This is a genomic window from Aliiroseovarius sp. YM-037, assembly GCF_048060095.1.
GTDB lineage: Bacteria > Pseudomonadota > Alphaproteobacteria > Rhodobacterales > Rhodobacteraceae > JBLUOA01.
Window position 1 is genome coordinate 570,914 of the sequence record NZ_JBLUOA010000001.1, and the last position, 26,024, is coordinate 596,937.

Consider the following 26,024-nt stretch of genomic DNA (forward strand, 5'->3'; position numbering starts at 1 on the left):
TTTGGCAAGATGAAACCGAGTGATGACTGCTGACGATATCGAAAAACTGTTTACGAGGGCCGATGGATCTTATGCGTTTGCCCGCTGGGGGCGTCCGATTGTTCCGGTGGTGTTCGGGGTGGAAGAGGAAACTCTGTCGGTTCTGAAGGGCGCGATTGAGGCTGTCGTAACGCTCGCCGGACATAAAATGGCCGAGACCGACCCTGAGCTTGGCGCGAATCTGATGGTGTTCTTTATCCGCGACTGGGCGGAACTGTTGGAGACGCCGAATATGGACCGGCTGCTGCCCGATCTTGCGCCTTTGGTTGAGCGGTTGAAAGCGGCGGGCGCGACGCAGTATCGGGCGTTTAGGTTCGATGATGCAGGCGGGATACAGGCGTGTTTCGCGTTCGTCCGGATGGATGACGCATTGGCCGAGATACCAGCGGAGACCATTGCGCTGGGGCAAATGGTGCAGGCGATCTTGCTGTGGTCCGACGTGGCCTTTGCCGAGAAATCACCGCTGGCAGTCGCACCGGGAGGCGAAACGATCTTGCGGCCCGAAATCGCTGCTGTGATCCGCGCGGGGTATGATCCGACGATGCCGGTGGCGGCGACGGATGCGAGCCACGCGCTGCGTCTTGCGGCACGGGTGGGGCTGCAGGAATGACCCATCGGTTCTATCTGCGCGTCTACTACGAAGACACCGACCTTGCCGGGATCGTCTATTACGCCAACTACCTGAAGTTCATTGAGCGCGCGCGGACGGAGTTTGTGCGCGAGATGGGGATCGACCAGACCGCCCTGAAAGCGCAGGAGGGCATCGTTTTCGCCGTGCGACGGGTCGAGGCGGATTATCTTTCGCCCGGACGGTTTGACGATGAACTGCTCGTTGAAACCACGACAGAGGCCGTGACCGGCGCGCGGATCGTGCTGAAACAGGAGGTGCTGCGTGATGGCGAAACGCTGTTCAGCGCCATCGTCACATTGGTCGCATTAAGCGATACGGGCCAACCTGCACGGCTTCCGGCAAATATCCGCCTGATTTTGCATTGATCGGCAAAAAAGCGGAACTGACACACATTTGATAGCATTCCCCCTGCAACTGTTGTAGTTTTCCCGGTAATCAGAGCTGTCAAAAGATGGCCGAAACAAAAGAGCAGGCAAATGGAAACCGAAATTCTTGGTGCGGCGCAGGAGATTGATTTCTCCATGTGGGCGCTTTTTGCGCGGGCGACATTGATTGTGAAGCTCGTGATGATCCTATTGATCGTGGCCTCTTTCTGGTCCTGGGCGATCATTGTTCAGAAAATCATCAACTATCGGCGCGCGCGAGAAGATGCGCAGCAGTTTGACCGGGCGTTCTGGTCTGGGGAGCCGCTGGATGAACTGTTCGACAAGATCGGACCGCAACCGGAGGGGGCGGCCGAAAACGTGTTTGCCGCCGGAATGATGGAATGGCGACGCAGTCATCGGCAGGACGGCAACCTGATCGCCGGAGCGCAGGCGCGGATTGATCGGTCGATGGACGTGGCGATTGCGAAGGAAAGCGAAAAGCTGAACAGCGGGCTGTCGTTTCTGGCGACCGTCGGGTCTACCGCGCCGTTTGTCGGGCTGTTTGGCACGGTCTGGGGCATCATGAACGCCTTTATCGAGATTGCGGCGCAGCAGAACACCAACCTTGCCGTTGTCGCGCCGGGCATTGCCGAGGCGCTGCTGGCGACCGGTCTGGGCCTGCTGGCCGCTATTCCGGCGGTGATCTTCTACAACATGCTGTCCGGCGACAGTGACCGGATCATCGCGGGGTATGAGGCGTTCGCTGACGAATTCTCGACCATTCTAAGCCGCCAGTTGGATAGCTGACATGGGCGCAGGTGTCGTTAAATCAGGCGGAGGAGCTGGCGGTCGTCGTCGCCGTTCCGGTCGCGCCAATCGTCACGTGATGAGTGAAATCAACGTCACGCCCTTCGTGGACGTGATGCTAGTGCTGCTGATTATCTTCATGGTCGCGGCACCATTGCTGACCGTCGGCGTGCCGGTTGAATTGCCGGAAACCGCTGCCGGAGCGCTTCCGACAGAGCAGGAAGAGCCGCTGACGATCACGCTGACCGCCGATGGGCAGATGATGATCCAGACGACGGAAACCGCGCGGGACGATCTGATTCCAAAATTGCGGGCCATCGCGGCAGAACGCGCCGATAACAAGGTGTTCCTGCGGGCCGATGGGGCCATTCCCTACAATGATGTTGTGCAGATCATGGGCGCGCTTAACGCCGCCGGGTTCAACAATATCGGCCTTGTGACGGATACCGGCGGCCCGGCGCTTGACGGGCAGGGCGGTTAAGGTCGGTGACGACGGGCATGAACATGCGCTTCCACACAGGTCATTACGTTTCCGGCGCGGGGCACATCGTCCTGATCGGCTGGATTCTGTTTGGCGGCATGTTTGATCGCCCGTCTGAGGCTGACTTTACAGTGGCCGACGTGTCGATCCTGTCCGAGGACGAGTTCGCGGCGCTGAGCCAGCCAAACCCAACGCCCGCCCCTGCAACGGCGGAGGATGTGACAGAACCCGCAGCCCCTGAAAGCGCCGAAGCCCCGACGACCCCTGCCGCCGATCCGCCGACCGAAACCCCCGCAACACCGGAATCCGAAGCGCCCGCGCCGCCGGATGAAGCGCCCGACCTGACAGAGATCGAACCGCTGCCGCAGCCCGAGGTGAACCCGGACGCGCCGATCACGCCCGAACAGCCCTCGACAGAAGGCACGACGTTGGTTGCCCCGGATTCGACGGAGTCAAACCCGCAACCGATTGACCGCGTCGCCCCCGAAGCGGCACCTGAGCCTGAGCCGGATGTCGAAATCTCCGACACCGTGCAAGAGGCTGTGACCCCGGACGAAAGCGCCGAGACGCCGCAAGAGGAACAGGAAGCAACTGCCGAGGAAGAAGCCGCGACCGCGATTGTGACCGAAGCCGAGGAGAGCGAGGAGCCGGTATCCTCCGCCCCGCTGATATCGCGCCGTCCGCCGGATCGGCCCGAACGTCCTGTTGAAACCGCAGTGGCAGAGACTCCGACGGAAACGCCCACTGAAACACCTGCGGAGACTCCGACCGAAACCGCCGATGACCCGTTGGCAAGCGCGATTGGCGATGCGGTGTCCGAGGCAGTTCAGAATGACGCCCCGGCGACTGACACATCATCCAACCCCGCACCATCCGGCCCGCCGATGACGGGCGGAGAGAAAGACGCGCTGCGCCTTGCGGTGCAGGAATGTTGGAACGTCGGATCCCTGTCGTCTGAGGCGTTGCGCACTACGGTTGTCGTCAGCGTGTCGATGGCCCGCGATGGCAAGCCCATATCCGGCAGTATCCGTATGCTGAGTTCGTCCGGCGGATCATCCGGCGCGGCACAGCAAGCATATGAGGCCGCCCGCCGCGCAGTTTTGCGTTGCGGCGCCCGAGGCTATAACTTGCCCGCAGACAAATACGACCAGTGGCAAGAGATTGAGATTACCTTCAACCCGGAGAGAATGAGGATCAAATGACCCTAACGCAGAGACTGACCTCCGCTCTGGCCTTGACGCTGGCGTTTTGCCTGTCGGCCGTGATTGCAACGGCACAGGAAAGCCGTGGACCGCTTCGGATCGAAATCACCGAAGGTGTGATCGAACCCCTGCCGTTCGCGGTTCCAAACTTCGTTCCCGAAACGGAAGGATCTGCCGAAATTGCACAGCAGATTTCGCGGGTCGTCGCGTCTGACCTTGCCGGGACGGGCTTGTTCCGCGAAATCGGCAGTGAGGCGTTCATCAGCAACATCTCCAGCTTTGACGCTCCGGTGCAGTATCCCGATTGGCGGGCGATCAATGCACAGGCGCTGATTACCGGGGCGGTCAGCGTAAGCTCCTCCGGTCAGGTCAATGTGAAGTTCCGCTTGTTCGACGTGTTCTCCGGTCAGGAAATGGGCGAGGGGCTGCAACTTGGCGGGACGACCAATAGCTGGCGTCGTCTGGCGCATAAAGTCGCCGACACGGTCTATTCCCGCATCACCGGCGAAGGGCCGTATTTCGATAGCCGGGTGGTATTCGTGTCGGAATCCGGGCCGAAGGATGCCCGCCAGAAACGCCTTGCGATCATGGACTACGACGGGGCGAATGTGCAGTATTTGACCGATAGCTCCTCCATCGTGCTTGCGCCGCGCTTTTCGCCCAATGGCGACCGTGTGCTTTATACGTCCTACGAAACCGGATTTCCGCAAATCTACGTTCTTGATGTCGGCAGCGTGCAGCGCCGCGCGCTTGGTGATCAGCCCGGCACGATGACCTTTGCGCCGCGCTTTGGCCCGGACGGGACAACGGTCGTCTATTCGCTGGAGACTGGCGGCAATACCGACATTTACCGCATGAACCTCAGCACTGGGGAGCGTGTGCGCCTGACCAACGCGCCGTCAATCGAAACCGCGCCCAGCTTTTCGCCGGATGGCAGCCAGATCGTGTTTGAATCCGACCGATCTGGCGCGCCGCAACTTTACGTGATGTCGGCCAATGGCGGTGAAGCGCAGCGGGTCAGTTTTGGCCCCGGTCGCTATGGCACGCCGGTCTGGTCGCCACGCGGTGACTACATCGCGTTCACCAAGCAGAACCAAGGACGGTTCCACATCGGCGTGATGCGCACGGATGGGTCCGAAGAACGGCTGCTAACGGCAAGTTTCCTTGACGAAGGGCCGACATGGGCGCCGAACGGACGGGTTATTATGTTCATGCGTGAAACTGCCGGGTCCGGTGGTGCGGTATCGCTATACTCCGTCGATATTTCGGGGCGCAATTTGCGCCAGGTCACAACACCGGGGGCGGCGTCCGATCCGGCGTGGTCGCCGTTGCTGCCATAAGTTCCCAAAGCCCAACAAGGGTGATATGATGACAACAACAGAGCAGAAAATGAACAAGGGGCACCCCATGAGACATCTGACAAAGGCGATCTTTCTGGTCGCGGCACTCGGTGTGAGTGCATGTACCAATCCTGACCGTTTTGGCGGCGGCGCGGGCGCTGGTGGTGCTGGTGCAGCCGGCGGAGGGTTCAACGACGCATCGAACCCGAACTCTCCGGCGTATTTCCAGCAGACTGTGGGCGACCGTGTTCTGTTTGCCGTGGACCAGAGCACGCTGTCTGACACGGCCCGTTCGACCCTGACCGGTCAGGCGAATTGGCTGAGCACGAACCCTGAATACACCGCATTGGTCGAAGGCCACGCGGATGAGCAGGGCACGCGGGAATATAACCTCGCACTTGGTGCTCGGCGCGCGAATGCGGTTCAGGAATACCTGATTTCCCAAGGCGTCCCGGCGGGTCGTCTGCGGACGGTATCCTACGGCAAAGAACGCCCGATCGAAGTGTGTTCGGACGAAGCGTGCTACATGCAGAACCGCCGCGCGGTGACGGTGGTTTCGGCCGGTGGCTTAGGTAGCTGACGAGGGCTGAATGATGCGCTTATTCGCTTTCCTGACCGTCGCGGCGTTGGCATTGCCCGTCGCGGCCCCGGCCCAGAACCGGGATGAAACGCTGGCCGATATCCGGCAGGAGCTGTCGGTGCTTTACGTCGAGGTGCAGCGCCTGAAGCGGGAGCTGTCGACGACCGGTGCGCCCACCACCACGGTCGGCGGCGACACTCCGTTGCAGCGCATTGACGCGATCGAGGCTGAGTTGCAGCGCCTGACCTCAAAATCCGAGGAGCTTGAGTTCAAGATCAATCAGGTCGTGAATGTCGGCACCAACCAGATCGGCGATCTGGAGTTTCGGCTGTGTGAGCTTGAGGAAGGTTGCGATATCGGCAGCCTGTCCGAAGGCACGACGCTTGGCAATTTGGACGTGACCGAAGCGCCGGTTACAACCCAGACGACGGTTGATACCGGCAGCGCGCAGCTTGCGGTGGGAGAGCAATCCGATTTCGATCGTGCGAAAGCCGCGCTTGATGCAGGGGAGTTCCAGACCGCAGCGGATCAATTCGCGACCTTCACGCAGACCTACACTGGCGGTCCGCTGAGTGCTGAGGCGCATTTCTTTCGCGGCGATGCGTTGGAAAAACTGGGTGATATTCGTCCTGCGGCACGGGCCTATTTGGATAGCTTTAGCAGTGCGCCGAACGGACCAAAGGCGCCAGACGCGCTTTACAAGGTCGGCACGACGCTTGGCGCGCTTGGCCAGACGGCGGATGCCTGTCAAATGTTGCAGCAGGTTGGCATACGCTTCCCGACCGCGAACGCGGCGACCGAGGCGCGAACCTCAATGCAAAATCTGGGCTGTTCGTGAGCGAAAGCGCACTGGCCGGGATTGTCGGCGGCGCGCTTCACTCAGCCCTCGGACGTAACCCCAAACATATCGGCGTCGCCCTTTCGGGCGGCGGTGATTCGACGGCGCTGCTGGTCGCACTCCACGATCATTTGGCGGGCCAATGCCCGATTTCGGCAGTGACTGTTGATCATGGCTTGCGGGCCGACGCGGCGGTAGAGGCTGCGGCAGCCGCTGATTTGTGCGCGTCGCTCGGCGTTTCGCATCGAATTTTGACGCTGGATGGGCTGGAGGATGGCCCGAACCTTCAGGATCGCGCTCGGGCGCGGCGATACGCGGCGTTGGCGGAGTGGGCACAGGATGTTGGCGTTGATGCGGTGCTGCTGGGGCATACGCGAGATGACGTTGCGGAGGGCTTCTTGCTGCGCCTGGCGCGGGGATCGGGCGTTGATGGATTGGCTGAGATGTCGGCAGCGCAACAACGCGATGGCGTGCTTTGGCTGCGACCCTTTCTACGCACCGGGCGTGACGATCTGAGGGCGTATCTGATCGGGCGCGGCATAGCTTGGTCAGACGATCCGTCTAACGACGACGACAGGTTTGACCGCGTCCGAATGCGCAAAGCGCTGCCGCAACTGGCGGAGCTTGGCCTTACTGTGGATGCGCTGGCCGACACCGCCCGTCATATGCGCCGGGCGCGAGGGGCGCTGGACGCTCAGGTCGTCGAATGGGGTGAGAAATACGTGCAGTTTGACGCTGGCGAAGTGCGCTTGGCCCATCCCCTGTTGACCGAAGCGTCGTCTGAGATTTCGCTGCGCCTGTTGAAGGACGCGCTGTGTTGGGTTGCAACCGCACCCTATCCGCCGCGTTTTGATGGGCTGGCGAGGGTTCATGAGGCGGCTGCCAAAGGCGAGAATTCGACGCTCCACGGCTGTCTGATCTTGTCGGAAACCGGAGCGGCGGGCTTTGACACGATCGTAGCGCGGGAGCCGAAGACGCTGGAAGGCGTCACTGCCGCAACCGATCAGCCTTGGGATAAGCGCTGGCGCTTTGACGGGCCGCATGATCCGACGCTTGAAGTTCGTGCATTGGGGGTGGGTGGTTTGACCCAATGCCCGGATTGGCGAGAGGTCGGCAGACCCCGCCGCCAACTGCTGACATCACCCGCGATTTGGCGGGGTGAATCGCTGATCGCTGCCCCGCTCGCCGGGCTGGAAAACGGCTGGACCTGCCGGATCGCTGAAACCTTTCTTGACCGCAAACGGGCGGAGTTGGCGTTTGGCCGCCGCCCAACCGGCAATTCGCATGCCGATTAGCGCGATTTCGCCAGTGAAACATGCACGACGCTGATCGCCGCCGTTTTTGCCACAGACCGTTTAACGCATTGAAGGTTGGCCCTCGTATCTCTATTTAAGACAGGTGCGCCTTTGTGATCATTCACCCGGCCATTCGAAATCTGAGGAGATCCCGCTGTGGGCAACGCGCGAAATATCGCTTTTTGGGTCGTTCTGTTCTTACTGATCCTGGCCTTGTTCAATCTGTTCAGCGGCGGCAATGCCGCGCTGCAAAACCAGACGATGCCGTATTCGGACTTCATCGAACAGGTCGATGACGGGTCGGTGTCGAAAGTGACGCTGGACGGTGAACGTGTGCTGTTCCGTGGCGCAGACGGGCGCAACTATATGACGATCAAGCCGGAAGACCCGGACCTCGTGAACCGTTTGATCGAAAAAGGCATCGATGTTGAGGCTGAACAGCAAGAGCAATCGGGCTTCACTTCGGTCCTGCTGACGTTCCTGCCGTTCCTTCTGCTGATCGGCGTCTGGATTTACTTCATGAACCGGATGCAAGGTGGCGGCAAAGGTGGCGCAATGGGTTTTGGCAAATCGAAAGCCAAGCTGCTGACCGAACGGTCGGGCCGTGTAACTTTTGACGACGTTGCCGGGATCGACGAGGCGAAGGAAGAGCTGGAGGAGATCGTCGAATTCCTCCGTGATCCGCAGAAATTCAGCCGCTTGGGCGGTAAAATCCCGAAAGGCGCGCTGCTGGTAGGCCCTCCGGGCACCGGTAAGACGCTGCTGGCCCGTGCGATTGCGGGTGAGGCGGGCGTGCCGTTCTTCACCATCTCAGGCTCTGACTTTGTTGAAATGTTCGTTGGTGTCGGCGCATCCCGTGTGCGCGACATGTTCGAGCAGGCGAAGAAAAACGCGCCATGTATCGTGTTTATTGACGAGATTGACGCAGTTGGCCGCCATCGTGGCGCAGGCTATGGCGGCGGTAACGACGAACGCGAACAGACGCTGAACCAACTTTTGGTCGAAATGGACGGGTTTGAATCGAACGAGGGTGTCATCATCCTCGCCGCGACGAACCGCCGTGACGTGCTTGACCCGGCGCTGCTGCGTCCTGGTCGGTTTGACCGTCAGGTCACCGTGCCGAACCCGGATATCAAGGGCCGCGAAAAAATCCTCGGCGTTCATGCGCGGAAGACTCCGCTTGGCCCGGATGTGGACCTTCGGATTATCGCCCGCGGGACGCCCGGTTTTTCCGGTGCGGACCTTGCGAACCTCGTGAACGAGGCGGCGCTGATGGCCGCCCGTGTCGGGCGTCGCTTTGTCGTGATGGAAGACTTCGAGAACGCAAAGGACAAAGTGATGATGGGGGCGGAGCGTCGTTCGATGGTCCTGACGCCTGAGCAAAAGGAAAAGACCGCCTATCACGAGGCTGGCCATGCGATTGTCGGGTTGTCCCTGCCGAAATGCGACCCCGTCTATAAGGCGACGATTATCCCGCGCGGTGGTGCGCTGGGTATGGTGGTGAGCCTGCCTGAGATTGACCGTCTGAACTGGCATAAATCGGAATGCGAACAAAAGCTTGCGATGACGATGGCCGGGAAAGCGGCCGAGATTATCAAATACGGCCCGGATGAGGTGTCAAACGGCCCCGCCGGGGATATTCAGCAAGCGTCGAGCCTTGCCCGCGCGATGGTTCTGCGTTGGGGCATGTCTGAAAAGGTCGGCAATATCGACTACCAACAGGCGCATGAGGGCTACATGGGCAACGGCGCCGGGGGCTTCTCGGTTTCTGCCCACACGAAGGAATTGGTCGAAAGCGAAGTCAAACGCCTGATCGACGAAGGCTATGCAACGGCCAAGAAAATCCTCGACGAAAAGCATGAGGAGTTTGAACGTCTGGCCCAAGGTTTGCTGGAATACGAAACCCTAACCGGCGATGAAATCAAGCGCGTCATTCAAGGTGATCCGCCGAATAAAGACCCGGATGAGGATGACACATCGGATGAGGGCAGCGCCCCGTCTGTCACGGCAATTCCGAAGACCAAGCCGCGTCCGAAATCCGACGGTGGGCTTGAGCCGGAGCCAACAGGCTAACGCCAGCGCATATGAAAACTGAAAAGCACCGCCCTCGCGCGGTGCTTTTTTCTTTGGGGTAGCGTCCTCCAACCACTGCTCTTATGGCCTCTGCGACGGTTCCGAGAGTGGATATGTCGGAAATACGCTGATGTTGAACGGCGCATCCCGATATGCATTGTGCCAAGCAAGGCGATCTGCCGCATCAAATGAACCTCAGGAGGGGCCCCATGTCTTACAAAAGTGACATCGAGATTGCGCGGGAGGCGAAGAAGCGTCCCATCCAAGAGATTGGGGAAAAGCTTGGCATCGGGTCCGACCACCTGCTGCCCTATGGGCACGACAAGGCCAAAGTCAGCCAGGAGTTCATCAACGGCGTTCAGAAGAACGAAAACGGTCGCCTGATCCTCGTGACCGCGATCAACCCGACGCCGGCTGGCGAAGGTAAGACGACAACGACGGTTGGTCTGGGTGACGGTCTGAACCGGATCGGCAAGAAGGCCGCAGTTTGCATCCGCGAAGCATCGCTTGGCCCGTGTTTCGGGATGAAGGGCGGGGCCGCCGGGGGCGGCTATGCGCAAGTCGTTCCGATGGAAGAGATGAACCTGCACTTCACCGGTGACTTCCACGCGATTACCAGCGCTCACAACCTGCTGGCGGCGATGATCGACAACCACATCTACTGGGGTAATGAGCTTGAGATCGACACCCGCCGGGTCGTCTGGCGCCGGGTGATGGATATGAATGACCGCGCCCTGCGCCAAATCACGGCGAGCCTTGGGGGCATCCCAAACGGCTTCCCGCGCGAGGCTGGTTTTGACATCACCGTCGCGTCCGAGGTTATGGCGATCCTGTGCCTCGCCACCAGCCTTGAAGACCTGCAAAAGCGTCTGGGCGACATCATCGTGGCCTACCGCCGCGACCGAAGCCCGGTCTACGCCCGCGACATCAAGGCCGACGGCGCGATGACCGTGTTGCTGAAAGACGCGATGCAGCCGAACCTTGTTCAGACGCTGGAAAACAACCCGGCATTCGTCCATGGCGGCCCGTTCGCCAATATCGCGCATGGCTGTAATTCGGTCATCGCTACCACAACCGCGCTGAAGATTGCGGACTATGTCGTGACCGAGGCTGGCTTTGGCGCCGATCTCGGGGCGGAAAAGTTCATGAACATCAAATGCCGTAAAGCGGGTCTTGCCCCCAGCGTCGTCGTGCTGGTCGCGACGGTGCGGGCGATGAAGATGAACGGCGGCGTTGCAAAGGCCGATCTGGGGGACGAAAACGTCGACGCGGTCAAAGCGGGCTGCGCAAACCTTGGCCGCCACATCGAAAACGTCAAAAGCTTCGGTGTGCCGGTTGTTGTCGCGATCAACCACTTCGTGACCGACACGGATGCAGAGATTGAGGCTGTGAAAGAATACGTCGCGGCACAAGGCTCAGAAGCGATCCTGAGCCAGCATTGGGAGTTTGGGTCAAAAGGCTCAGAAGAGCTCGCCAAGCGCGTGGCCGAGATTGCGGATGCCGACATGGCCAACTTCGCACCGATCTACCCCGACGATATGGGCCTGTTCGCCAAGATCGAAACCATTGCCAAACGCATCTACCGCGCGGACGAGGTTTTGGCCGACCAGAAAATCCGCAATCAGCTGAAGGATTGGGAGGCCGCGGGCTATGGCGATCTGCCGGTCTGTATGGCGAAGACTCAATACAGCTTCTCGACCGATCCGAATCTGCGTGGCGCGCCGACCGGTCACTCTCTTCCTGTGCGTGAGGTTCGTCTGTCCGCCGGTGCAGGCTTTATCGTCGTGATCTGCGGGGAAATCATGACCATGCCGGGCTTGCCGCGCGTGCCCTCGGCTGAGGCGATCATGCTGAACGACGAAGGTCAGATCGAGGGGTTGTTCTGACGCATTCAAATCCTGTGGGTGGTGCGCTATGTCGGGGAAAATTGTCAAAATGACGAGGATCACCGATGCGCACCCCCACAGATTGCAAAACGATGGCGGAGTTGCGGGCCGAGATCGATACGCTCGACCGGCGCTTGGTTGGACTACTGGCGGAGCGGGCCCGCTACATCGACCGCGCGGCGGCGCTTAAACCCGGCGAAGGGTTACCCGCCCGGATTGATACGCGAGTCGAGGCGGTCGTCGCCAATGTCTGCGATGCGGCGGCTGACACCGGCCTTGATCCCGCATTGGCAGAGCGTTTGTGGCGCGTCCTGATCGACTGGTCCATCGCCCGCGAGGAAGAAACACTAGGGCCATCCGCGCCCGACCGACTTGAGGAGAGCTGAATGTCTGCAACGATTATCGACGGCAAGGCCTTTGCCGCCACGGTGCGCGAGAAGGTCGCGCATCACGTGACCCGGCTGAAAGAGGAAAACGGTATCACTCCGGGTTTGGCGGTCGTGCTGGTCGGCGAAGACCCGGCGAGCGAGGTTTATGTCCGCTCCAAAGGCAAACAGACGGTCGAGGTTGGGATGAAATCAGTGGAGCACAAGCTTGACTCCGACACATCCGAAGCGGACCTGCTGAAGCTGATCGATGATCTAAACAACGATCCATCGATCCATGGCATTCTAGTGCAGTTGCCATTGCCGAAGCATCTGAACGAAGACCTTGTCATCAACAGCATTGATCCCGCGAAGGATGTGGACGGGTTCCATATCTCCAATGTTGGCCTGCTGGGGACGGGGCAGAAAAGCATGGTGCCCTGCACCCCGCTTGGTTGCCTGATGATGCTGCGTGATCACCACGGCAGCCTGTCCGGCAAAGATGCGGTTGTGATTGGGCGCAGCAATATTGTCGGCAAACCGATGGCGCAGTTGCTGCTGGGCGATAGCTGCACCGTGACGATTGCGCATAGCCGGACGAAAGATCTGCCCGACGTTGTGCGCCGCGCCGATATCGTCGTGGCCGCCGTGGGTCGCCCGCAAATGGTGCCGGGCGATTGGATCAAACCGGGCGCGACGGTGATCGACGTGGGCATCAACCGGATTCCGAAAGATGACGGCAAGACCCGGCTGGTCGGCGACGTCGATTATGAAAGCTGCGCCGCTGTCGCCGGGGCGATCACGCCCGTGCCGGGTGGTGTCGGGCCGATGACCATCGCGTGCCTGCTGGCGAACACCTTGACCGCTGCGTGCCGCGCGAATGGCCTGACAGAGCCGGAAGGCCTGACCGCCTAACGCCTATTTCGGGTCTTTGAAGGTTGGCTGGCGCTTTTCCAACCCGGCGATGACCGCTTCGATCTGATTGGGGGAGCCGATGAGTGTTTCCTGCACCACCGACTCCCGCATCAGGATTTCGGCGGGATCGGGCATACGCTCCGTCTCAGAGATTAGCGCCTTCGCGGCACGGACGGTTTCGGGGCTGCGGGCGGCGATCTGCTCGGCAAGCTTCGCCGCGCGGGCCTGCGGATCATCGTCCAACTCCGTCACGAACCCCCATTCAAGCGCTTGATGCGCCCCGAACTCCTCTGCCGTGTAGGTCAGGCGGCGAATCACGTCACTGCGGGCAAGGCGTGGCATCAGGACCATACCACCCATGTCGGGGATCAGGCCCCACTTGCCCTCCATGATCGCAAAGCGGCAATCGGGCGTCGCGATGCGGATGTCAGCGCCAAGCATGATTTGAAACGCGCCACCGAAGGCAAAACCGTGAACCGCCGCGATGACCGGGACCGGCAAATCGGACCAGACCATCGCTGCCTGCTGAAAGATATTGGCGGTGCCGTGCGTTCGCGCCGTCACCCCGCCGGACTTCGCGGCCTCAGCGATGATCGTTTGAAACGCCCCGGTGTCGAGTCCCGCCGAAAACGCCGGGCCGTCACCCTGGAGGATCACCGCGCGGAGCGTTTTATCCTCCTGCAGGCCCTCACCCGCGGCAACGATCCCTTTGATCATCGAAAGGTCTAGCGCATTCCGCTTGTCTGGGCGAGTCAGGGTGACGGTGGCGACTGGCCCCGACCGGGAAATATCTACACGCTCTGACATCTTGACCTCATCCATTGATGGCGGGACCACTCTGCGCCTCGCCTGCCGATCTGCCAAGTCTGCCGTCACGGCAATCAGCGGGGGCGGGTCGCGACCATCGTGCCGAGCATCACTGCAACATGCGTTCGGTCGGACCCGTCAATCGCGAAGATGTTCGATTCAACCGTGATCAGCCGATTGCCGGGTTTCAGAACTTGTCCAACGGCCTCCAACCGCTGTCCTTTGGCAGGTGCGATGAGGTTGATCTTGATCTCAGCCGTCAAAACTTCGCGGTCTTCGGGCATCAGCGTGAAGGCTGCAAAGCCCGCAGCGCTGTCGCCCAACGCGAAGGTCAAACCGGCATGGGCGAACCCGTGTTGCTGGCTGAAGCCGGGTTCAATCGGTGCTGAAATCACGCAGCGCCCCGGCGACACGTCATCAAGCATCGCCTTGAAAGTGCGCATTAAACCTTGCGCAGTGAAATTTTCGCGGGTGCGGCGTTCGTAGGCCTGCGACTGTGGCTCAAGCTCCATACCCGTCATCTTGCCTTGATTGTTGATTGAGGCCAAGCATATTGAATCCCTTGAGATTTTGACGCCGGGGCGCTAGGCAAGTTTTGTGTAATTTCGTAAATGGTGTTGTGTCGCCGTGACTAAGCCAATGTTTCATTCATCGAATTCGTCAAAGGTTTATCTGACGATCTGGGCGTTTCTTTCGGTTGTCGCAGCTCTTTCCGGCCCCTTTGGCACCTATCAGCGTTTCGATCCGCTAATGCGGTTTGTGTTCTGGATGTTGCTTATCGGAATCGCCGTGGGGCTGGTCTGGCTGGCGCGGATCGTGGTGTCAAAACTCTTCGCGGATATCCGGTATCGGGATCACGCGGCATTCGCCAGCGTAATGGCGGGTCTGTTGTTCTTGCCGTTCTCAATCGTCCTGCCGCCTATCTTTTACGCCGGGTCAGAGGCGCGGTTTTTGGTGCCGGAGCTCGTCCTGATTACCGTTTTCGGATCGCTCGTCGGGCACTGGATAGCACACGCGCTGCTGTCGACGGCAAAGGTTGAGGAGTCACAGGTCGAGGTGCCCCGCATCATGTCGCGTTTGCCAGCGGATAAGCGGGGCGATTTGATCCGAATGACGGTGCGGGATCACTACGTCGATGTGTATACCACGGCTGGGATGCACTCTCTCCTGATGCGGTTTCGCGACGCGACGCAGGAGGCGGATACCGTCGATGGCTTCTGCGTACACCGGTCGCATTGGGTGACGCGAGCGGCAATTACCGGAGTTTTGCGGCGAAACGGTCGGGTGTTTTTGAGCCTGACCGACGGGACAGAAGTTCCGGTCAGCCGCAAATACCGCCCGAATGTCGAAGAGGCAGGGCTGCTCTGACAGCTTCAGGTCGCGCGTGGCATCGGGACTTCGACCGGCGGCGTCGCCAGCAAGATCGCCCGCGCATTCGGCGCCATCAAATCGCATAACGCGTTGGTAGAGGTTTTCAGCCCGCCCGTATAAGTCCCAAACGCGGGCAGGATCAGCCGTGCATCGTCGATCAGGAAACAAGGCCGTGTCACGCCGCGCCGGGGAAGCGCCGCCTTTGGGTGGTAGTGCCCCGAAACCTCAGCCGTCGCGCCCTTCGCAGCGATATGACGAAACTGAAGTGGCCCGACGGATAGGGTTTGCAGATGTTCGCCGCCGAACTGGATCGGTCCGGGGTCGTGGTTGCCTTCGATCCAGATCCAGCGCCGCCCGGCGGCGAGGCGCGAAATCCACATCCGATCATCTTCGCGCAGGCTGTCCGCCGCAGCCAGATCGTCAAACGTATCGCCAAGGCAAACGACGGTCGTTGGGCGGGTCGCGGCGATGGCGGCGTCAAGTTTGGCCAGCGTATCTTGCACTTCATAAGGCGGCAAAAGCGCGCCACCCCGTCGCGCCATTCGGTCTGATTTGCCCAAATGCAAATCAGATACGCACAGCAACCGCTCATCCGACCACCACAGTGCGCCAGAGGGCAGGGCGGTCAGCTTGGCGCCGCGCAGGGTGAAATCAAGGCCGTTCATGCTTCGTTCCAACCGCATTTTCGCGCATCTTGCAAGCGGTTATTCGAGGCCCGCTTCCTTCATCAATAGTGCGGCGTCTTCGGCAAGCAGCCGTTCCTGCGCAGCGCCTTTGACCGGAACTTTGCCCACCTCAAGCAACATTGGCGCGGCAAGCGGGGTCAGGCGACCGGGTTTGATGTGATCGATCCGCCCTTGCGTCCGTGTCAGCATTTCTTCGATCCGTCCGAAATCCACCAAGCCTTTCAACGCCTCTTCGCGCGTGATTTGCAGCATCAGGTGGTCGGGGTCGTATTTTCGTAACGTGTCGTAAAGAATATCGCTGGAAAACGTCGCCTGCCGCCCGGATTTTCGCGCGTTGGGGGCGTTGCGTTCGATCAGCCCCGCAATCGTGGCGGCCCCCTTGAACGTGCGCTTCATCACCGCGTTCCCGGCGAGCCATCGTTCCAACCCCTCGCGCAAATCCTCCGGGGACAGCAGCGGCGTCGGGTCCGTCACAGGCTCCAGCCCCCAGATCAACGTGGCATAGTCGGTGGACACGAAGCCGAGCGGATTGAGGTCCAGCGCCTCCATCCGTTGGGTCAGCAGCAGGCCGAGCGTTTGTTGCGCGTTCCGTCCGGCAAAACCGTAGACGCAAAGATAATCGCGCTGTTCAAGATGGAAGGTTTCGACCAGTAGGCGCGCAGGTTCCGGTAGCTTTGACACTTCGCGTTGAAGGGTCAGCCATTCGGCGGTGTGGGTTGGCAGTTCCGACCAGCTGTCCTTCTGAAGCATCGCCATGATGCGCTCGGACAGTTGCGTTGAGGTGGCAAATTTCGTTCCCATGAATGTCGCGATTTTTGGTCGCGGTCCGCCGCGTTTGCTGACCTCAACCGTCATTTCACGCAGCGATTCATAGCGCACGATCTGGCCGCCGATCAGGAACGTGTCGCCGGGGGTGAGGGTGGCGGCAAAGCTCTCCTCGATCTCTCCCAACGGCCGTCCGCCACGACTGCCTTTCATGCGGACGTTCAGTTTGTCGTAATCCTGAATCGTGCCGATATTCATCCTGATCCGCTGCGTCGCGCGCGGATCGCGCAGTTGCCACAACCCGTCGGGCCGCTGCAACAGCCGCTGCCAACGCTCATAGGCTTGCAGGGCATAGCCCCCGGTCGCGCAGAAATCGAGGCAGGCGTCGAACTGATCTCGGGGCAGCGCGGAATATGCGCCGGCCGTTGTGACCTCTGCGTAAAGCTCATCCGCGTCGAACGGGCCTGCGGCGGCGCGGATCAGGATGTGCTGGCACAAGACGTCACGAGGGCCGGGGCCGCGCGGGTCGCCGTCAAGGTCATGTTCCTTGGCCGCTTGCAGGGCTGCGACGCATTCGACGACTTCGAACCGGTTGGCGGGAACAAGCAACGCCTTTGACGGTGCATTATAGCGGTGGTTCGCCCGTCCGATCCGCTGCACCAGCCGTTTGACGTTCTTGGGCGCGCCGACCTGAATGACCAGATCAACGTCCCCCCAGTCAATGCCCAGATCAAGGCTGCCGGTGCAGACAATCGCGCGAAGATCGCCGCGAACCATTGCCGCCTCCACCCGTTCCCGCGCCTCGCGCGAGAGGGAGCCGTGATGGATGCCGATCGGCAGATCGTCGGTGTTTTCCAGCCAAAGCGCGTGGAAAAACAACTCTGCCTGCGCGCGGGTGTTGTGGAAGATCAGCGTGGTTTTATGCGCCTTCACCTGCTGAAGAACCGCGCCGATTGCGTATTTGCCGCCGCCGCCTGTCCATGGCGGTGCTTCATCCGTTTCGAGCATCTGAATGTCAGGATCGGGACCGGGGTCAGCATGCAGGATTTCGCAAGGATCAGGATGGTGGGCCAGCAGTTTGGCAATCGCGGCCGGGTCTTCGACCGTGGCGGAAAGGCCGACGCGCCGCATGTCGGGGCGCAAGGCTTGCAGCCGCGACAGGGCGAGCATCAGTTGATCGCCGCGTTTCGACTCAGACAGCGCGTGGATTTCGTCGACGACAACGCGCTTCAGCCCGGCGAACATGCGGGGCGCATCCTCGTAGGATAATAGAAGCGCGAGGCTTTCGGGTGTCGTGAGCAGGATATGCGGCGGATCGGCCCGCTGACGTTTCCGGCGGGATTGCGGCGTGTCGCCGGTGCGGTCCTCAATCCGGATCGGCAAGTTCATTTCCGCGACCGGAGTCGACAGATTGCGCCGGATATCCGCCGCAAGCGCCTTTAGCGGTGAAATGTAGAGAGTATGCAAGCCTTCATGGGCATTCTCGCTAAGATCGACCAAAGTTGGTAGGAAACCTGCAAGTGTCTTACCGCCCCCTGTTGGGGCAATCAGCAGAACTGCCGGCGCATCCGCACGGTCGAGCATGTCTTTCTGGTGCGGATGGATGGCCCAGCCGCGTTTTGCGAACCAATCTTGGAATATGGTCGGTAAGGAGGACATGCCGCACAGGTTAGTGGCAGATCGCAATGAAGCAAATACAGAAGGTTGGGCGGCGTTCGTAACCTAGCGGTCGCGGGGTGACAGCCCGCGCATCATATCCCTGACGGCGGTTGGCAAGGTCGTGTCCGCGCCCTCGGGCGCGTCATCAAGTGCGCTTTCGACGTCTTTCACGAGTATGCCGATGGTGTTGTCCGGCGCGTGGCCGTCCCGAGCGAATTCGATTTCACTAAAGCCACTTGCAAGCCAGTTTTGACCTGACGACGTATGGATCAGATCAAGAAGCTGCGCCTCATCCAACCCCGCCTGATCCGCCCAGTCGAGCACCAGACGCGTCATCGCGGTCGACGACGCGGCCAGAAGATTATTCAACACCTTGGCGGACATTCCTGATCCAAACGGCCCCATCCGGTGAAAATGCTGCCCCATCGCAGTGAAAAGGGGGTGCAAATGATCCAAATCCCCGATCGACCCACCGAGCATGAACGAAAGACGTTTCTGTTGCGCGGCGATCTGGGCACCGGACATCGGCGCGTCGATCAGGCGAATGTGGTGTGGAACACGCTCTCGCAACGCGCGGGTGTAGCGGGGCGAAAGGGTTGAGGACAGAATGATCCACCGCAGATCGGGTGCGCGTTCGATGAAGCCTTGGGTGTTGAACAAAACCTCCTCGGTCTCGTCGATGTCGCGCACGACCGAGATCAGAATCTTCAAGCCGTTGGCAAAATCCTCGGGATCGTTCGAGATCAGATCGGCGGTCGCGTCATACTCCGCCGCCGGGCGCACATCGAAACCACGTGCGTCAAACCCGGCTTCGCGCAGTGCGATCAGCATCGGATGACCCATGCGTCCGCACCCGGCCAGTCCAATCCCGCGCAGCATCAGTGAACGATCGTCTCTTCCTTGACGAACATATTGGCCCATGCCCGATCAACCAGGTCCGGCGACATCTGATAGGGGATGCCCTCAAATTCACAAATCGAAATCATCTGATCAATCAGGAAGATCGGCTGATAGTTCGCATAGACGTTTTCGATCAGCGGATATTTCTTCTTCATCAGATAGACGAGCGTAGCTTCGTCCAGTGGCATTTTCTTCTTCCGCGCGACCATTGCGAAGATTTTCAGGAAATCCTCTTGGTTCGGGCCGTCAATCTTGATCTTGAAGAAGATCCGCCGCAGGGCCGCTTTGTCGAAGATGTCGTTCGGGTGGAAGTTGGTCGAAAAGATCACCAGCGTATCGAACGGCACGGTGAATTTTTCACCAGATTGCAAGGCGAGGATGTCTTTGCTTTCCTCAAGCGGAACAATCCAGCGGTTGATCAGCGCCTGCGGTGGTTCTTCCTGACGGCCAAGGTCGTCCACGATAAAGACGCCGCCGGTTGATTTTAGTTGCAGCGGTGCCTGATAGGTCCGCGCCGTCGGGTTATAAACAAGGTCGAGCATCGACAGCGAAAGCTCACCACCGGTAATCACGGTCGGACGTTCGCAGCGGACATACCGGGTGTCGTAGCGGCCCGAAGTGCGGCGCAGCGAATTCGGATCGTCGACCTGCTCTTCGGCTTTGGAGTGCACAATGGGGTCATAAACTGTGATGACCTGCCCGGAATATTCAATCGCGCGGGGAACGTAGATCTTGTCGCCAAGCGCGTCCCTGATCCCGTTGGAGATCGACGACTTACCGTTCCCCGGCGGACCATACATCAGGATCGAACGGCCGGAGCTGACCGCCGGCCCCAGGTGGTCCAGCAATTCATCCGGCAGGATCAGATGTCCCATCGCGCCGGTCAATTGTTCGCGGGTGATCTGGATATTGCGGATCGACTGCCGCTTAACCTGTTCCGAATAAACCGTCAGCGGAACCGGCATCGCACCGTAATATTCCGACTGGCTGAGCGCGTCGAGCGCGCGGGCCTTGCCGTGATCGGTCAGTTGATACCCCATCTCGTTACCAGCCCCGGCGTGAAGTGTGCCGGTCGCCTGAAGCAGCTTTTGTTCGCGGGCCAGATCGATCAGTTCTTGCGTCACCGGAACCGGCAGGCAAATCGCCCGCGCAATCGGCGTGACCTGTTCAACATTCTGGCGGAAAATCGTTTTCAACAGGATGTCGCGCATCATCACGATGGGAAGCTGCATCTCTGCGATGGTGCGCGGCGCTGGCGGCGCGGCGACGGACGATGCGTGCATATTCATGGACACCCTCTAACTTCAGCAATTCTTGTATGTTTTGTGGCGATTCTACCTGTGGGGGCTGAATTCGACAACAAAAACCGCGAAAGGCTTTTACATCGTTAATCTTACGGCGATAACGTTGCAAAAAAGTACTGGGGACAGGATATGAGCAGACCAAATCCAGCGACATTGTTCGGATTCTTGGTGGTATTGTTGCTGATTTTGGGCGGCGCGCTGATCGCCAAAGACGGGCTTTATATCGCCAAGCACGAAGGGGACACATTGCATTTGATGCAGATCGTCTTCCGCATGGCATCCGGCGAATGGCCACACCTTGATTTCATGACCCCGATCGGCGCGTTGGCCACGGCGCCTATCGTGTTTTTTGTCAATCAGGGGGTCGGGATCGGGCATGCGATCATCTATTCGCAAGTGCTGATCGCCGCAGCGCTTCTTCCCGCCGCGTGGTGGATCGGCACGAGCCGGTTAGGGCCGTGGCTGGCCTATTTCTTCGGTGCGGTGATCCTGATCCTGACCCTCGCCCTTGTGCATGGAGAGGCGAATTCTTCTGTCTCAGTCTCGATGCACTATAACCGTTGGGCTTGGGCGCTGGCCTTCATCGCGATTGCCATTGCACTGTTGCCGCCAATCCATCGGAAATCGCCGCTGGTCGATGGTGTGCTGCTGGGCGGGTCGCTGGCTGCGCTCGCGATGATCAAAGTCACCTATTTCGCCGCGTTTGCCATTCCGATCTTGCTGGCTTTGATGTTGCGAAAGCAATTCAAGACGCTGTTGATTGCCGCTGCGGTCGGGTTGATCGCCGTCGCGATTATCACTGTCTTTGCGGGCGTTGAGTTCTGGCGGGCCTATTTCATCGATCTTTTGCGCGTCGCACTTTCGGATGTCCGGCCGAATCCGGGACGCCCGTTCGGGGCCGTGATCGGTGCGCCACTATATCTTGGCGGATCGCTCGTGGCGATTGGTAGCGTGATTGCGCTGCGGCAAGCGGGGGAGGATGTTGGCGGCATCGTATTGCTGCTGCTGACCCCTGCGTTTTTCTACGTGACCTATCAGAATTTCGGCAACGATCCGCAGTGGCTGTTGCTGCTTGCCGTTCTGGTTCTCGCCTTCCGACCTGAGGTTGGCGTGCTGAACAATTTTGGCTGGGATATGCGGTCCGTGCTTGGAATTCTGGGCGCGGTGACGCTCGCGTTTTCGGCGCCGTCCTTCCTCAACCTCGCTTATAGCCCGTTCCGGCATCTGGCCGCAGACGCGGAAAGCTACGCGCCGATGTTGCCGCGCGGCGGTGTGCACGCGGATCTTTATACGAAATCGGTGCGGGCCTATCGCGCGGATGGGAAAATCGCGCTGGATGAACCGGGCGGCGGGCTGGAAGCCTACGTCGAACTGGCTGAGCGGGATGAAATCGGAACGCTTCTAGGCGAAACGCTGCCACGCTGCGAATTGCAACTGGGGCTGACCGCGTGGTTCACCGCCATTGTCACGGATCTGGAAGAGCATGGCCACGCCGACGGTGCGCGTATCTTTGCCGCCGATCTATTCTCAAGCCACTGGCTGTTTGGCGACCTTCAGCCGCTCGAAAACGGTGCACCGTGGTTTTATGGCGGGCTGCCGGGGTTCAGAAGTGCGGATTATGTACTGGTCCCGCTATGCCCGGTGTCGATTGAGGTGCGTTCAAAAATCCTGAAGCTGATCGAAGACGCACCCGATGTCACGCTGACCGAGGTTCGGCGCACACCACTTTACATTCTACTTGAAAAAGGCTGATCGGGCGGGGCGGCCTAAATGCCGCCCATCGCGCCAAGCACAAGATAGGCAATCAACGCGCCACCAAGGGCGAGGCCCATCGGGAAGTCCTTATTGCCCCAGCTTTCCCAATCCTGCGTTGCCAGCCTGACCTGCGGAATCTGGGAGAAAACCCGGTGCGTCACGAAGGCTGCAATCAGGACAACCGCGAAGACAATCAGGAATACCATGATATCGCCAAGCGCGATGAATGGCGCCATTGCGGCGGCGAATTTTGCGTCGCCCGCGCCAATGGCACCGGCCATGTTCAGCGCGATCCCGATACCCAACACGACGATCAGGTGCACATAGCGCCATGCATAATCCGCCAGGGGCAGGGCGAACAGGCCGACCACCGCAAAGGCAAGAACCAGCGCGATAACCGCGTTGTTCGGGATTTTCATCGTTTTCAGATCGCTGAACGCGGCCCAGATCGCAATCGGGGCCGCGACAGGAAGAAACCAAAGCGCGGTCGTCTCAGAAATATCCATCTGACCGCTTACCCGTTCGTCACGTTATCTTCGAGCGCCCGGAGAGAGCGTGTCGCCGCCTCAAAGTGCTGCGGATGCGTGTCGATCGCTTCTTTCAGCAAACCGCGCCCGGTCGTCACATCGCCCCGCTTGATCGCCGCAAGCGCGATGGTGTGCAATAGTTGCGCCCGCTCAATCTGCGTCATTTCGATCACCGGCATGTCGTAGTTGCCCTGCGCGCCCCGCGCGAGGACGAGGTTATTTTTCGCGGTGAAAAGCTCTCGGTCGAAGGTGATGGCGCGGAGGAACAAACGTTCCGCCTCGGCATAGTTGCCGCGGGTCAGCATCGAATAGCCCCAGTTGTTCAGCACGCCGCCGGGGCGGGTGGTCAGGCCAACGGCGGTTTCATAGAAGCTGTCGGATTTCTCCCACTCTTCGTTGCTGTCGGCGATCATCGCTTCAAGGCGATAGCGCTTGAAGGTTTCAAACGTCGGCGGAACGGCATCGAGCACTTTGTCGGCCTCATCCCACTGGTTGTCGCGGATCAGCGCGTCGGCCAGTTCAACTCGGTCGTCGTCGGTTGCCTCGGGATGGGCGATGACCTCTCGCCAGACGGTCGCAGCCTCTTGCGGTTGACGGGCACGCACCAGCGATTGGGCCAGCCCGCGTTTGATGTCGATGCGATCAGGGTTCTGTGCAGCCGTCCGCCGGAAATAGGCCACAGCCTCGTTCGGGTCGCTGACAGTCAACATGATATCACTCATGTTGCTTTCGTCGATGGCGTTCACGTCCTGAATTGCACGTTCAACTTCTGCCTCGCCCGATTTATCGCAGGCGGACAAAGCAACTGCGCCCGTAAGGCACAGAGATACAATGATAGGGTGGCGCATTTTTGCGTCCTTTTACTGCTCGGTTCTCTTATGGTGTCGAGAGGAGAAGGAATTCGCTGCTGCCCCTGCGCACCAATTCGAATTTATTGTTATTGGGTTCATAATATTCCGGATTTTCGTTTTTGGCGATAGCCAAGCGCAAGTTGTCGCGGATAGAGTCACTTTCGCCACTATCAAGCGCAAAAGCACGCCGAAACACCTGTTCTGCTTCGCCGGTTTCGCCCCGTTCCATCAGAACGACGCCCAGATTGTTCCAAGCGGGCGGAAATTCGCCATCTTTCTTGATCGCGTCGCGCAGGTTTTCTTCGGCCTGGCCGAGTCGCCCAAGGCGCAGATTGGCCGATCCAATCGCGCTGAGGGTATCAACCGTCAGCCCCCTTTCGCCCGCCGCCCTAAGATAAGCGCGAAGCGCCAGTTCATATTCACCAGCGGCCATCAGCCGATGCCCGACGAGCAGGCCGTCGACGGAGTCGGAAAGGTCATATCGGCCGGTCGGCGCGAACACGTCACCGTCACGCGCGCCAAGGCCGCCCGAATTACAGGCGGCCAACACGCTTGAAGCCAAGACGATAGCGATGAAGTGTCTGATACCTTAGCCCCCGAACGTCGTTCGAACGGGTTTTACTGTCCGATCGAAGAGAGTGTTTGCGCAATACCGTAGACCGATGGGCCGACCAGAATGATCAGAAGCGGCGGCACGGTCAGGGCCATTGTTGCAAGTGTCATCTTCGTCGGCAAGGTGTTTGCTTTTTCTTCTGCCCGCATGACGCGCTTATCACGCATCTCACCGGCGTAAACACGCAACGCTTCGGCGATTGACGTACCAAACGTGGCCGATTGGATCAGAACTGTGACAAAGCTTGATACGTCCTGAACGCCGGCGCGTTCTGACATATCGCGCAGAACCTGAGTTTTGTCCTTACCGGCTTTCATCTCATGCGCGACGATTTCGTATTCTTCGGCAAGGGCAGGGAAGCCTGCCTTGATCTCGCCCGCGACGCGGATGATCGATTGGTCCATCGATTGACCCGCTTCAACACAAACCAACATCATGTCGAGAGAGTCCGGGAAGCCGTTCGTGATCTCTTCCTGCCGGGATTGAAGGCGGCGGTTCACCCAGTATTTTGGCAGCATGTAGCCGACGATGCCGGGCATCATGATGGTCAGAATAATGGTTGTCGCCGACGGATCGCCGTTCACGCTTTGAATGAATGCAAGCAGGGCGCCGAGGCCGAGCATCCCAAGCCCTAGCGCGAATTGCAGGAAGTGATAGGTGCGGACCGCCTGTTTCGAACGATAACCAGCCTGAAGCAGCTTCAGACGCGCGGCGGAATACTCCTCTTCGTCCTGCGGTTCTAGGAAGTTCGAATACTTCTCAAGCTTGTCATTTTTCGTGCCCTGACGCAGCCGTTGTTCGGATGGCTTTGACTTGGCGGCCATATTGGCCTTACGCAGCTTGTCGAGCGGATCTTCCTTCTTGTTCATCAGCACCGGCAGGGTGAGAAGAACGAGGAACAGCCCGAGGATGCCCACGGCAAGCAGCGGGCCGAGTTCACCGAAATTGTCGGTCAACATCGTGTTGAGTGAGTTGATGAATTCCATGAGGTGTCCCCCTTACACCTTGATGTTCACGAGCGACTTCATCACGAAGACGTTGGCCGTCAGGAACGCCGCCACGACCAGGCAGGCCGGGATAAAGACCGTCGTTTCCTTCACCTCGTCGTAGTAATCCGGCTGGATCACGTTGATCCCGACCAGCGCAACCAGCGGGAAGATCGATAGGAACATACCGGACCATTTCGCCTCGGCGGTGATGGCACGCACCCGGCGGAACAGCTTGAACCGCGACCGGATCACCTTGGCGAGCCCGTCGAGGATTTCGGCCAAGTTACCACCCGAGGTTTGCTGGATCGTCACCGCAACGGCGAGGAACCGCATGTCTTGGATGTCCATGCGTTCGGCCATATCTTTCAGCGCCTCACCGACGTCGCGGCCATAGGCGGACTCGTCAGAGATCACGCCCATTTCAGACGCAAGCGGATCGGGAATTTCCTTAGCCACAATCGCAAGTGCCGACGAAAACGGGTGCCCGACGCGCAGTGATCGAACCATCAGTTCGACGGCGTCTGGCAACTGCTCTTCAATCATCGAAAGGCGTTTCTTCGCCTTGTTGTTGATCCAGATATAAACCGCGCTAACGCCCATCACGATCGACAGCCCAAGCCGGATCGGCAGTGATGCGCCCGTTCCCATCGTCAGGCAGAAAAACGCAACCGTCGCCAGCACGCCCATAATCATGATGAGTTGTGTGGGATTAAACGCGATGTTTGCCTTTTGCGCCTTCTCGGCCAGCAGCGAATACAGCGGAATGGACCGCGATTTCATATGCTGCGACATCTCCTTACGGAGTTGTTCGAGCACCTGTTCGCGCGCGCCGCCTTTTTCCAGCATCTCCAGCCGGCGGTTGACCTTGCTGTTCAGGCTGATCGACTTGCCGAAAACGGTCAGGTAAATCCCTTCGACGAGAAGCAGAACCCCGACGAAGATCAGACCATAGACGATAAGTTCCGGGTTAATGGACATAA

26 protein-coding genes are annotated in these 26,024 nt (G+C 59.6%); 15 read left to right on the forward strand and 11 right to left on the reverse strand.

The window, feature by feature from the left end:
- Window positions 1–22 precede the first annotated feature (22 nt).
- The 13 genes from ACEWPJ_RS02700 (at window position 23) to folD (ending at window position 12,817) form a co-directional block, all read left to right on the forward strand.
- A complete protein-coding gene (locus tag ACEWPJ_RS02700; RefSeq protein ID WP_416510705.1) occupies window positions 23–649 on the forward strand; it encodes a hypothetical protein in 627 nt (208 codons plus the stop codon).
- A complete protein-coding gene (gene ybgC, locus ACEWPJ_RS02705; RefSeq protein ID WP_416510706.1) occupies window positions 646–1,035 on the forward strand; it encodes a tol-pal system-associated acyl-CoA thioesterase in 390 nt (129 codons plus the stop codon). Before ACEWPJ_RS02700 ends, ybgC begins: the two co-directional genes overlap by 4 nt.
- Before the next feature lie 111 nt (window positions 1,036–1,146).
- Window positions 1,147–1,842: a protein TolQ gene (tolQ, locus tag ACEWPJ_RS02710; RefSeq protein WP_416510707.1), complete on the forward strand. Its 696-nt coding sequence runs from the start codon at window positions 1,147–1,149 to the stop codon at window positions 1,840–1,842.
- A gap of 1 nt (window position 1,843) precedes the next feature.
- The gene (tolR, locus tag ACEWPJ_RS02715) at window positions 1,844–2,323 is read left to right on the forward strand and encodes a protein TolR (RefSeq protein WP_416510709.1); all 480 of its coding nucleotides are present in this window, start codon (window positions 1,844–1,846) and stop codon (window positions 2,321–2,323) included.
- Window positions 2,324–2,346: 23 nt separating this feature from the next.
- Window positions 2,347–3,525 carry an energy transducer TonB gene (locus tag ACEWPJ_RS02720; RefSeq protein ID WP_416510710.1) on the forward strand — a complete coding sequence of 393 codons (1,179 nt, stop codon included), beginning with the start codon at window positions 2,347–2,349 and terminating at the stop codon, window positions 3,523–3,525.
- The gene (gene tolB, locus ACEWPJ_RS02725; protein ID WP_416510711.1) at window positions 3,522–4,865 is read left to right on the forward strand and encodes a Tol-Pal system beta propeller repeat protein TolB; all 1,344 of its coding nucleotides are present in this window, start codon (window positions 3,522–3,524) and stop codon (window positions 4,863–4,865) included. Before ACEWPJ_RS02720 ends, tolB begins: the two co-directional genes overlap by 4 nt.
- A 67-nt stretch (window positions 4,866–4,932) precedes the next feature.
- The gene (gene pal, locus ACEWPJ_RS02730) at window positions 4,933–5,445 is read left to right on the forward strand and encodes a peptidoglycan-associated lipoprotein Pal (protein ID WP_416510713.1); all 513 of its coding nucleotides are present in this window, start codon (window positions 4,933–4,935) and stop codon (window positions 5,443–5,445) included.
- Between the two features lie 13 nt (window positions 5,446–5,458).
- A complete protein-coding gene (gene ybgF, locus ACEWPJ_RS02735) occupies window positions 5,459–6,283 on the forward strand; it encodes a tol-pal system protein YbgF (RefSeq protein ID WP_416510714.1) in 825 nt (274 codons plus the stop codon).
- On the forward strand, window positions 6,280–7,578 hold the full coding sequence (gene tilS, locus ACEWPJ_RS02740; protein WP_416510716.1) for a tRNA lysidine(34) synthetase TilS: 1,299 nt from the start codon (window positions 6,280–6,282) through the stop codon (window positions 7,576–7,578). Before ybgF ends, tilS begins: the two co-directional genes overlap by 4 nt.
- A gap of 156 nt (window positions 7,579–7,734) precedes the next feature.
- The gene (gene ftsH / locus ACEWPJ_RS02745; protein WP_416510717.1) at window positions 7,735–9,651 is read left to right on the forward strand and encodes an ATP-dependent zinc metalloprotease FtsH; all 1,917 of its coding nucleotides are present in this window, start codon (window positions 7,735–7,737) and stop codon (window positions 9,649–9,651) included.
- A gap of 209 nt (window positions 9,652–9,860) precedes the next feature.
- On the forward strand, window positions 9,861–11,537 hold the full coding sequence (locus tag ACEWPJ_RS02750) for a formate--tetrahydrofolate ligase (protein ID WP_416510718.1): 1,677 nt from the start codon (window positions 9,861–9,863) through the stop codon (window positions 11,535–11,537).
- A 65-nt stretch (window positions 11,538–11,602) separates the two neighbouring features.
- Window positions 11,603–11,923: a chorismate mutase gene (locus ACEWPJ_RS02755; RefSeq protein ID WP_416510719.1), complete on the forward strand. Its 321-nt coding sequence runs from the start codon at window positions 11,603–11,605 to the stop codon at window positions 11,921–11,923.
- On the forward strand, window positions 11,924–12,817 hold the full coding sequence (gene folD, locus ACEWPJ_RS02760; RefSeq protein ID WP_416510721.1) for a bifunctional methylenetetrahydrofolate dehydrogenase/methenyltetrahydrofolate cyclohydrolase FolD: 894 nt from the start codon (window positions 11,924–11,926) through the stop codon (window positions 12,815–12,817). It begins immediately after the preceding gene.
- Between the two features lie 3 nt (window positions 12,818–12,820).
- On the opposite strand, the gene ACEWPJ_RS02765 is transcribed toward folD, so the two are convergent.
- Together ACEWPJ_RS02765 and ACEWPJ_RS02770 are read right to left on the reverse strand one after the other, a co-directional pair.
- Window positions 12,821–13,624, reverse strand: a complete 804-nt coding sequence (locus tag ACEWPJ_RS02765) for a crotonase/enoyl-CoA hydratase family protein (RefSeq protein WP_416510722.1) — start codon at window positions 13,622–13,624, stop codon at window positions 12,821–12,823.
- 74 nt (window positions 13,625–13,698) lie between these two features.
- Window positions 13,699–14,136: a PaaI family thioesterase gene (locus ACEWPJ_RS02770; protein ID WP_416512989.1), complete on the reverse strand. Its 438-nt coding sequence runs from the start codon at window positions 14,134–14,136 to the stop codon at window positions 13,699–13,701.
- A 127-nt stretch (window positions 14,137–14,263) separates the two neighbouring features.
- Here ACEWPJ_RS02770 and ACEWPJ_RS02775 point away from each other — a divergent pair, with 127 nt between their 5' ends.
- Window positions 14,264–14,992 (forward strand): LytTR family DNA-binding domain-containing protein, encoded by a 729-nt coding sequence (locus ACEWPJ_RS02775; RefSeq protein WP_416510723.1) that lies wholly within the window; start codon window positions 14,264–14,266, stop codon window positions 14,990–14,992.
- Between the two features lie 5 nt (window positions 14,993–14,997).
- Here the strand turns inward: ACEWPJ_RS02775 and pdeM are convergent, their stop codons facing one another.
- From pdeM to ACEWPJ_RS02795, 4 genes are all read right to left on the reverse strand, one after another.
- A complete protein-coding gene (gene pdeM / locus ACEWPJ_RS02780; RefSeq protein WP_416510724.1) occupies window positions 14,998–15,660 on the reverse strand; it encodes a ligase-associated DNA damage response endonuclease PdeM in 663 nt (220 codons plus the stop codon).
- A gap of 39 nt (window positions 15,661–15,699) precedes the next feature.
- On the reverse strand, window positions 15,700–18,105 hold the full coding sequence (locus tag ACEWPJ_RS02785; protein WP_416510726.1) for a ligase-associated DNA damage response DEXH box helicase: 2,406 nt from the start codon (window positions 18,103–18,105) through the stop codon (window positions 15,700–15,702).
- A 63-nt stretch (window positions 18,106–18,168) separates the two neighbouring features.
- Window positions 18,169–18,984: an NAD(P)-dependent oxidoreductase gene (locus ACEWPJ_RS02790; RefSeq protein ID WP_416510728.1), complete on the reverse strand. Its 816-nt coding sequence runs from the start codon at window positions 18,982–18,984 to the stop codon at window positions 18,169–18,171.
- The gene (locus ACEWPJ_RS02795) at window positions 18,984–20,294 is read right to left on the reverse strand and encodes an ATPase (protein ID WP_416510729.1); all 1,311 of its coding nucleotides are present in this window, start codon (window positions 20,292–20,294) and stop codon (window positions 18,984–18,986) included. The genes ACEWPJ_RS02790 and ACEWPJ_RS02795 overlap by 1 nt, the downstream gene beginning before the upstream one ends.
- Window positions 20,295–20,438: 144 nt before the next feature.
- Here ACEWPJ_RS02795 and ACEWPJ_RS02800 point away from each other — a divergent pair, with 144 nt between their 5' ends.
- Window positions 20,439–22,061, forward strand: coding sequence for a hypothetical protein (locus ACEWPJ_RS02800; RefSeq protein WP_416510731.1), 1,623 nt, complete (start codon window positions 20,439–20,441; stop codon window positions 22,059–22,061).
- Between the two features lie 14 nt (window positions 22,062–22,075).
- On the opposite strand, the gene ACEWPJ_RS02805 is transcribed toward ACEWPJ_RS02800, so the two are convergent.
- From ACEWPJ_RS02805 to ACEWPJ_RS02825, 5 genes are read right to left on the reverse strand one after another with little or no spacing between them, the layout of a single operon-like run.
- Window positions 22,076–22,570 carry an A24 family peptidase gene (locus tag ACEWPJ_RS02805; protein ID WP_416510733.1) on the reverse strand — a complete coding sequence of 165 codons (495 nt, stop codon included), beginning with the start codon at window positions 22,568–22,570 and terminating at the stop codon, window positions 22,076–22,078.
- Between the two features lie 8 nt (window positions 22,571–22,578).
- A complete protein-coding gene (locus ACEWPJ_RS02810; protein ID WP_416510734.1) occupies window positions 22,579–23,439 on the reverse strand; it encodes a tetratricopeptide repeat protein in 861 nt (286 codons plus the stop codon).
- A gap of 28 nt (window positions 23,440–23,467) precedes the next feature.
- Window positions 23,468–24,010: a tetratricopeptide repeat protein gene (locus tag ACEWPJ_RS02815; protein ID WP_416512990.1), complete on the reverse strand. Its 543-nt coding sequence runs from the start codon at window positions 24,008–24,010 to the stop codon at window positions 23,468–23,470.
- A gap of 50 nt (window positions 24,011–24,060) precedes the next feature.
- Entirely contained in the window at window positions 24,061–25,041 is a 981-nt protein-coding gene (locus tag ACEWPJ_RS02820) for a type II secretion system F family protein (RefSeq protein WP_416510735.1), read from the reverse strand.
- Window positions 25,042–25,053: 12 nt separating this feature from the next.
- The gene (locus ACEWPJ_RS02825; protein ID WP_416510736.1) at window positions 25,054–26,022 is read right to left on the reverse strand and encodes a type II secretion system F family protein; all 969 of its coding nucleotides are present in this window, start codon (window positions 26,020–26,022) and stop codon (window positions 25,054–25,056) included.
- Window positions 26,023–26,024 lie beyond the last annotated feature (2 nt).

Bases quoted from the DNA above. Each gene is read 5' to 3' on its own strand.
- pal (WP_416510713.1), top strand. From the start codon at position 4,933: ATGAGACATCTGACAAAGGCGATCTTTCTGGTCGCGGCACTCGGTGTG.
- ACEWPJ_RS02810 (WP_416510734.1), bottom strand. From the start codon at position 23,439: ATGCGCCACCCTATCATTGTATCTCTGTGCCTTACGGGCGCAGTTGCT.
- ybgC (WP_416510706.1), top strand. From the start codon at position 646: ATGACCCATCGGTTCTATCTGCGCGTCTACTACGAAGACACCGACCTT.
- ACEWPJ_RS02825 (WP_416510736.1), bottom strand. From the start codon at position 26,022: ATGTCCATTAACCCGGAACTTATCGTCTATGGTCTGATCTTCGTCGGG.
- folD (WP_416510721.1), top strand. From the start codon at position 11,924: ATGTCTGCAACGATTATCGACGGCAAGGCCTTTGCCGCCACGGTGCGC.
- ACEWPJ_RS02800 (WP_416510731.1), top strand. From the start codon at position 20,439: ATGAGCAGACCAAATCCAGCGACATTGTTCGGATTCTTGGTGGTATTG.
- ACEWPJ_RS02700 (WP_416510705.1), top strand. From the start codon at position 23: ATGACTGCTGACGATATCGAAAAACTGTTTACGAGGGCCGATGGATCT.
- tolR (WP_416510709.1), top strand. From the start codon at position 1,844: ATGGGCGCAGGTGTCGTTAAATCAGGCGGAGGAGCTGGCGGTCGTCGT.
- ACEWPJ_RS02755 (WP_416510719.1), top strand. From the start codon at position 11,603: ATGCGCACCCCCACAGATTGCAAAACGATGGCGGAGTTGCGGGCCGAG.
- ybgF (WP_416510714.1), top strand. From the start codon at position 5,459: ATGCGCTTATTCGCTTTCCTGACCGTCGCGGCGTTGGCATTGCCCGTC.
- ACEWPJ_RS02805 (WP_416510733.1), bottom strand. From the start codon at position 22,570: ATGGATATTTCTGAGACGACCGCGCTTTGGTTTCTTCCTGTCGCGGCC.
- ACEWPJ_RS02770 (WP_416512989.1), bottom strand. From the start codon at position 14,136: ATGGAGCTTGAGCCACAGTCGCAGGCCTACGAACGCCGCACCCGCGAA.
- ACEWPJ_RS02775 (WP_416510723.1), top strand. From the start codon at position 14,264: ATGTTTCATTCATCGAATTCGTCAAAGGTTTATCTGACGATCTGGGCG.
- pdeM (WP_416510724.1), bottom strand. From the start codon at position 15,660: ATGAACGGCCTTGATTTCACCCTGCGCGGCGCCAAGCTGACCGCCCTG.
- ACEWPJ_RS02820 (WP_416510735.1), bottom strand. From the start codon at position 25,041: ATGGAATTCATCAACTCACTCAACACGATGTTGACCGACAATTTCGGT.
- ACEWPJ_RS02785 (WP_416510726.1), bottom strand. From the start codon at position 18,105: ATGTCCTCCTTACCGACCATATTCCAAGATTGGTTCGCAAAACGCGGC.
- ACEWPJ_RS02750 (WP_416510718.1), top strand. From the start codon at position 9,861: ATGTCTTACAAAAGTGACATCGAGATTGCGCGGGAGGCGAAGAAGCGT.
- tolB (WP_416510711.1), top strand. From the start codon at position 3,522: ATGACCCTAACGCAGAGACTGACCTCCGCTCTGGCCTTGACGCTGGCG.
- tolQ (WP_416510707.1), top strand. From the start codon at position 1,147: ATGGAAACCGAAATTCTTGGTGCGGCGCAGGAGATTGATTTCTCCATG.
- ACEWPJ_RS02795 (WP_416510729.1), bottom strand. From the start codon at position 20,294: ATGAATATGCACGCATCGTCCGTCGCCGCGCCGCCAGCGCCGCGCACC.
- ACEWPJ_RS02790 (WP_416510728.1), bottom strand. From the start codon at position 18,984: ATGCTGCGCGGGATTGGACTGGCCGGGTGCGGACGCATGGGTCATCCG.
- ACEWPJ_RS02765 (WP_416510722.1), bottom strand. From the start codon at position 13,624: ATGTCAGAGCGTGTAGATATTTCCCGGTCGGGGCCAGTCGCCACCGTC.
- ACEWPJ_RS02720 (WP_416510710.1), top strand. From the start codon at position 2,347: ATGCGCTTCCACACAGGTCATTACGTTTCCGGCGCGGGGCACATCGTC.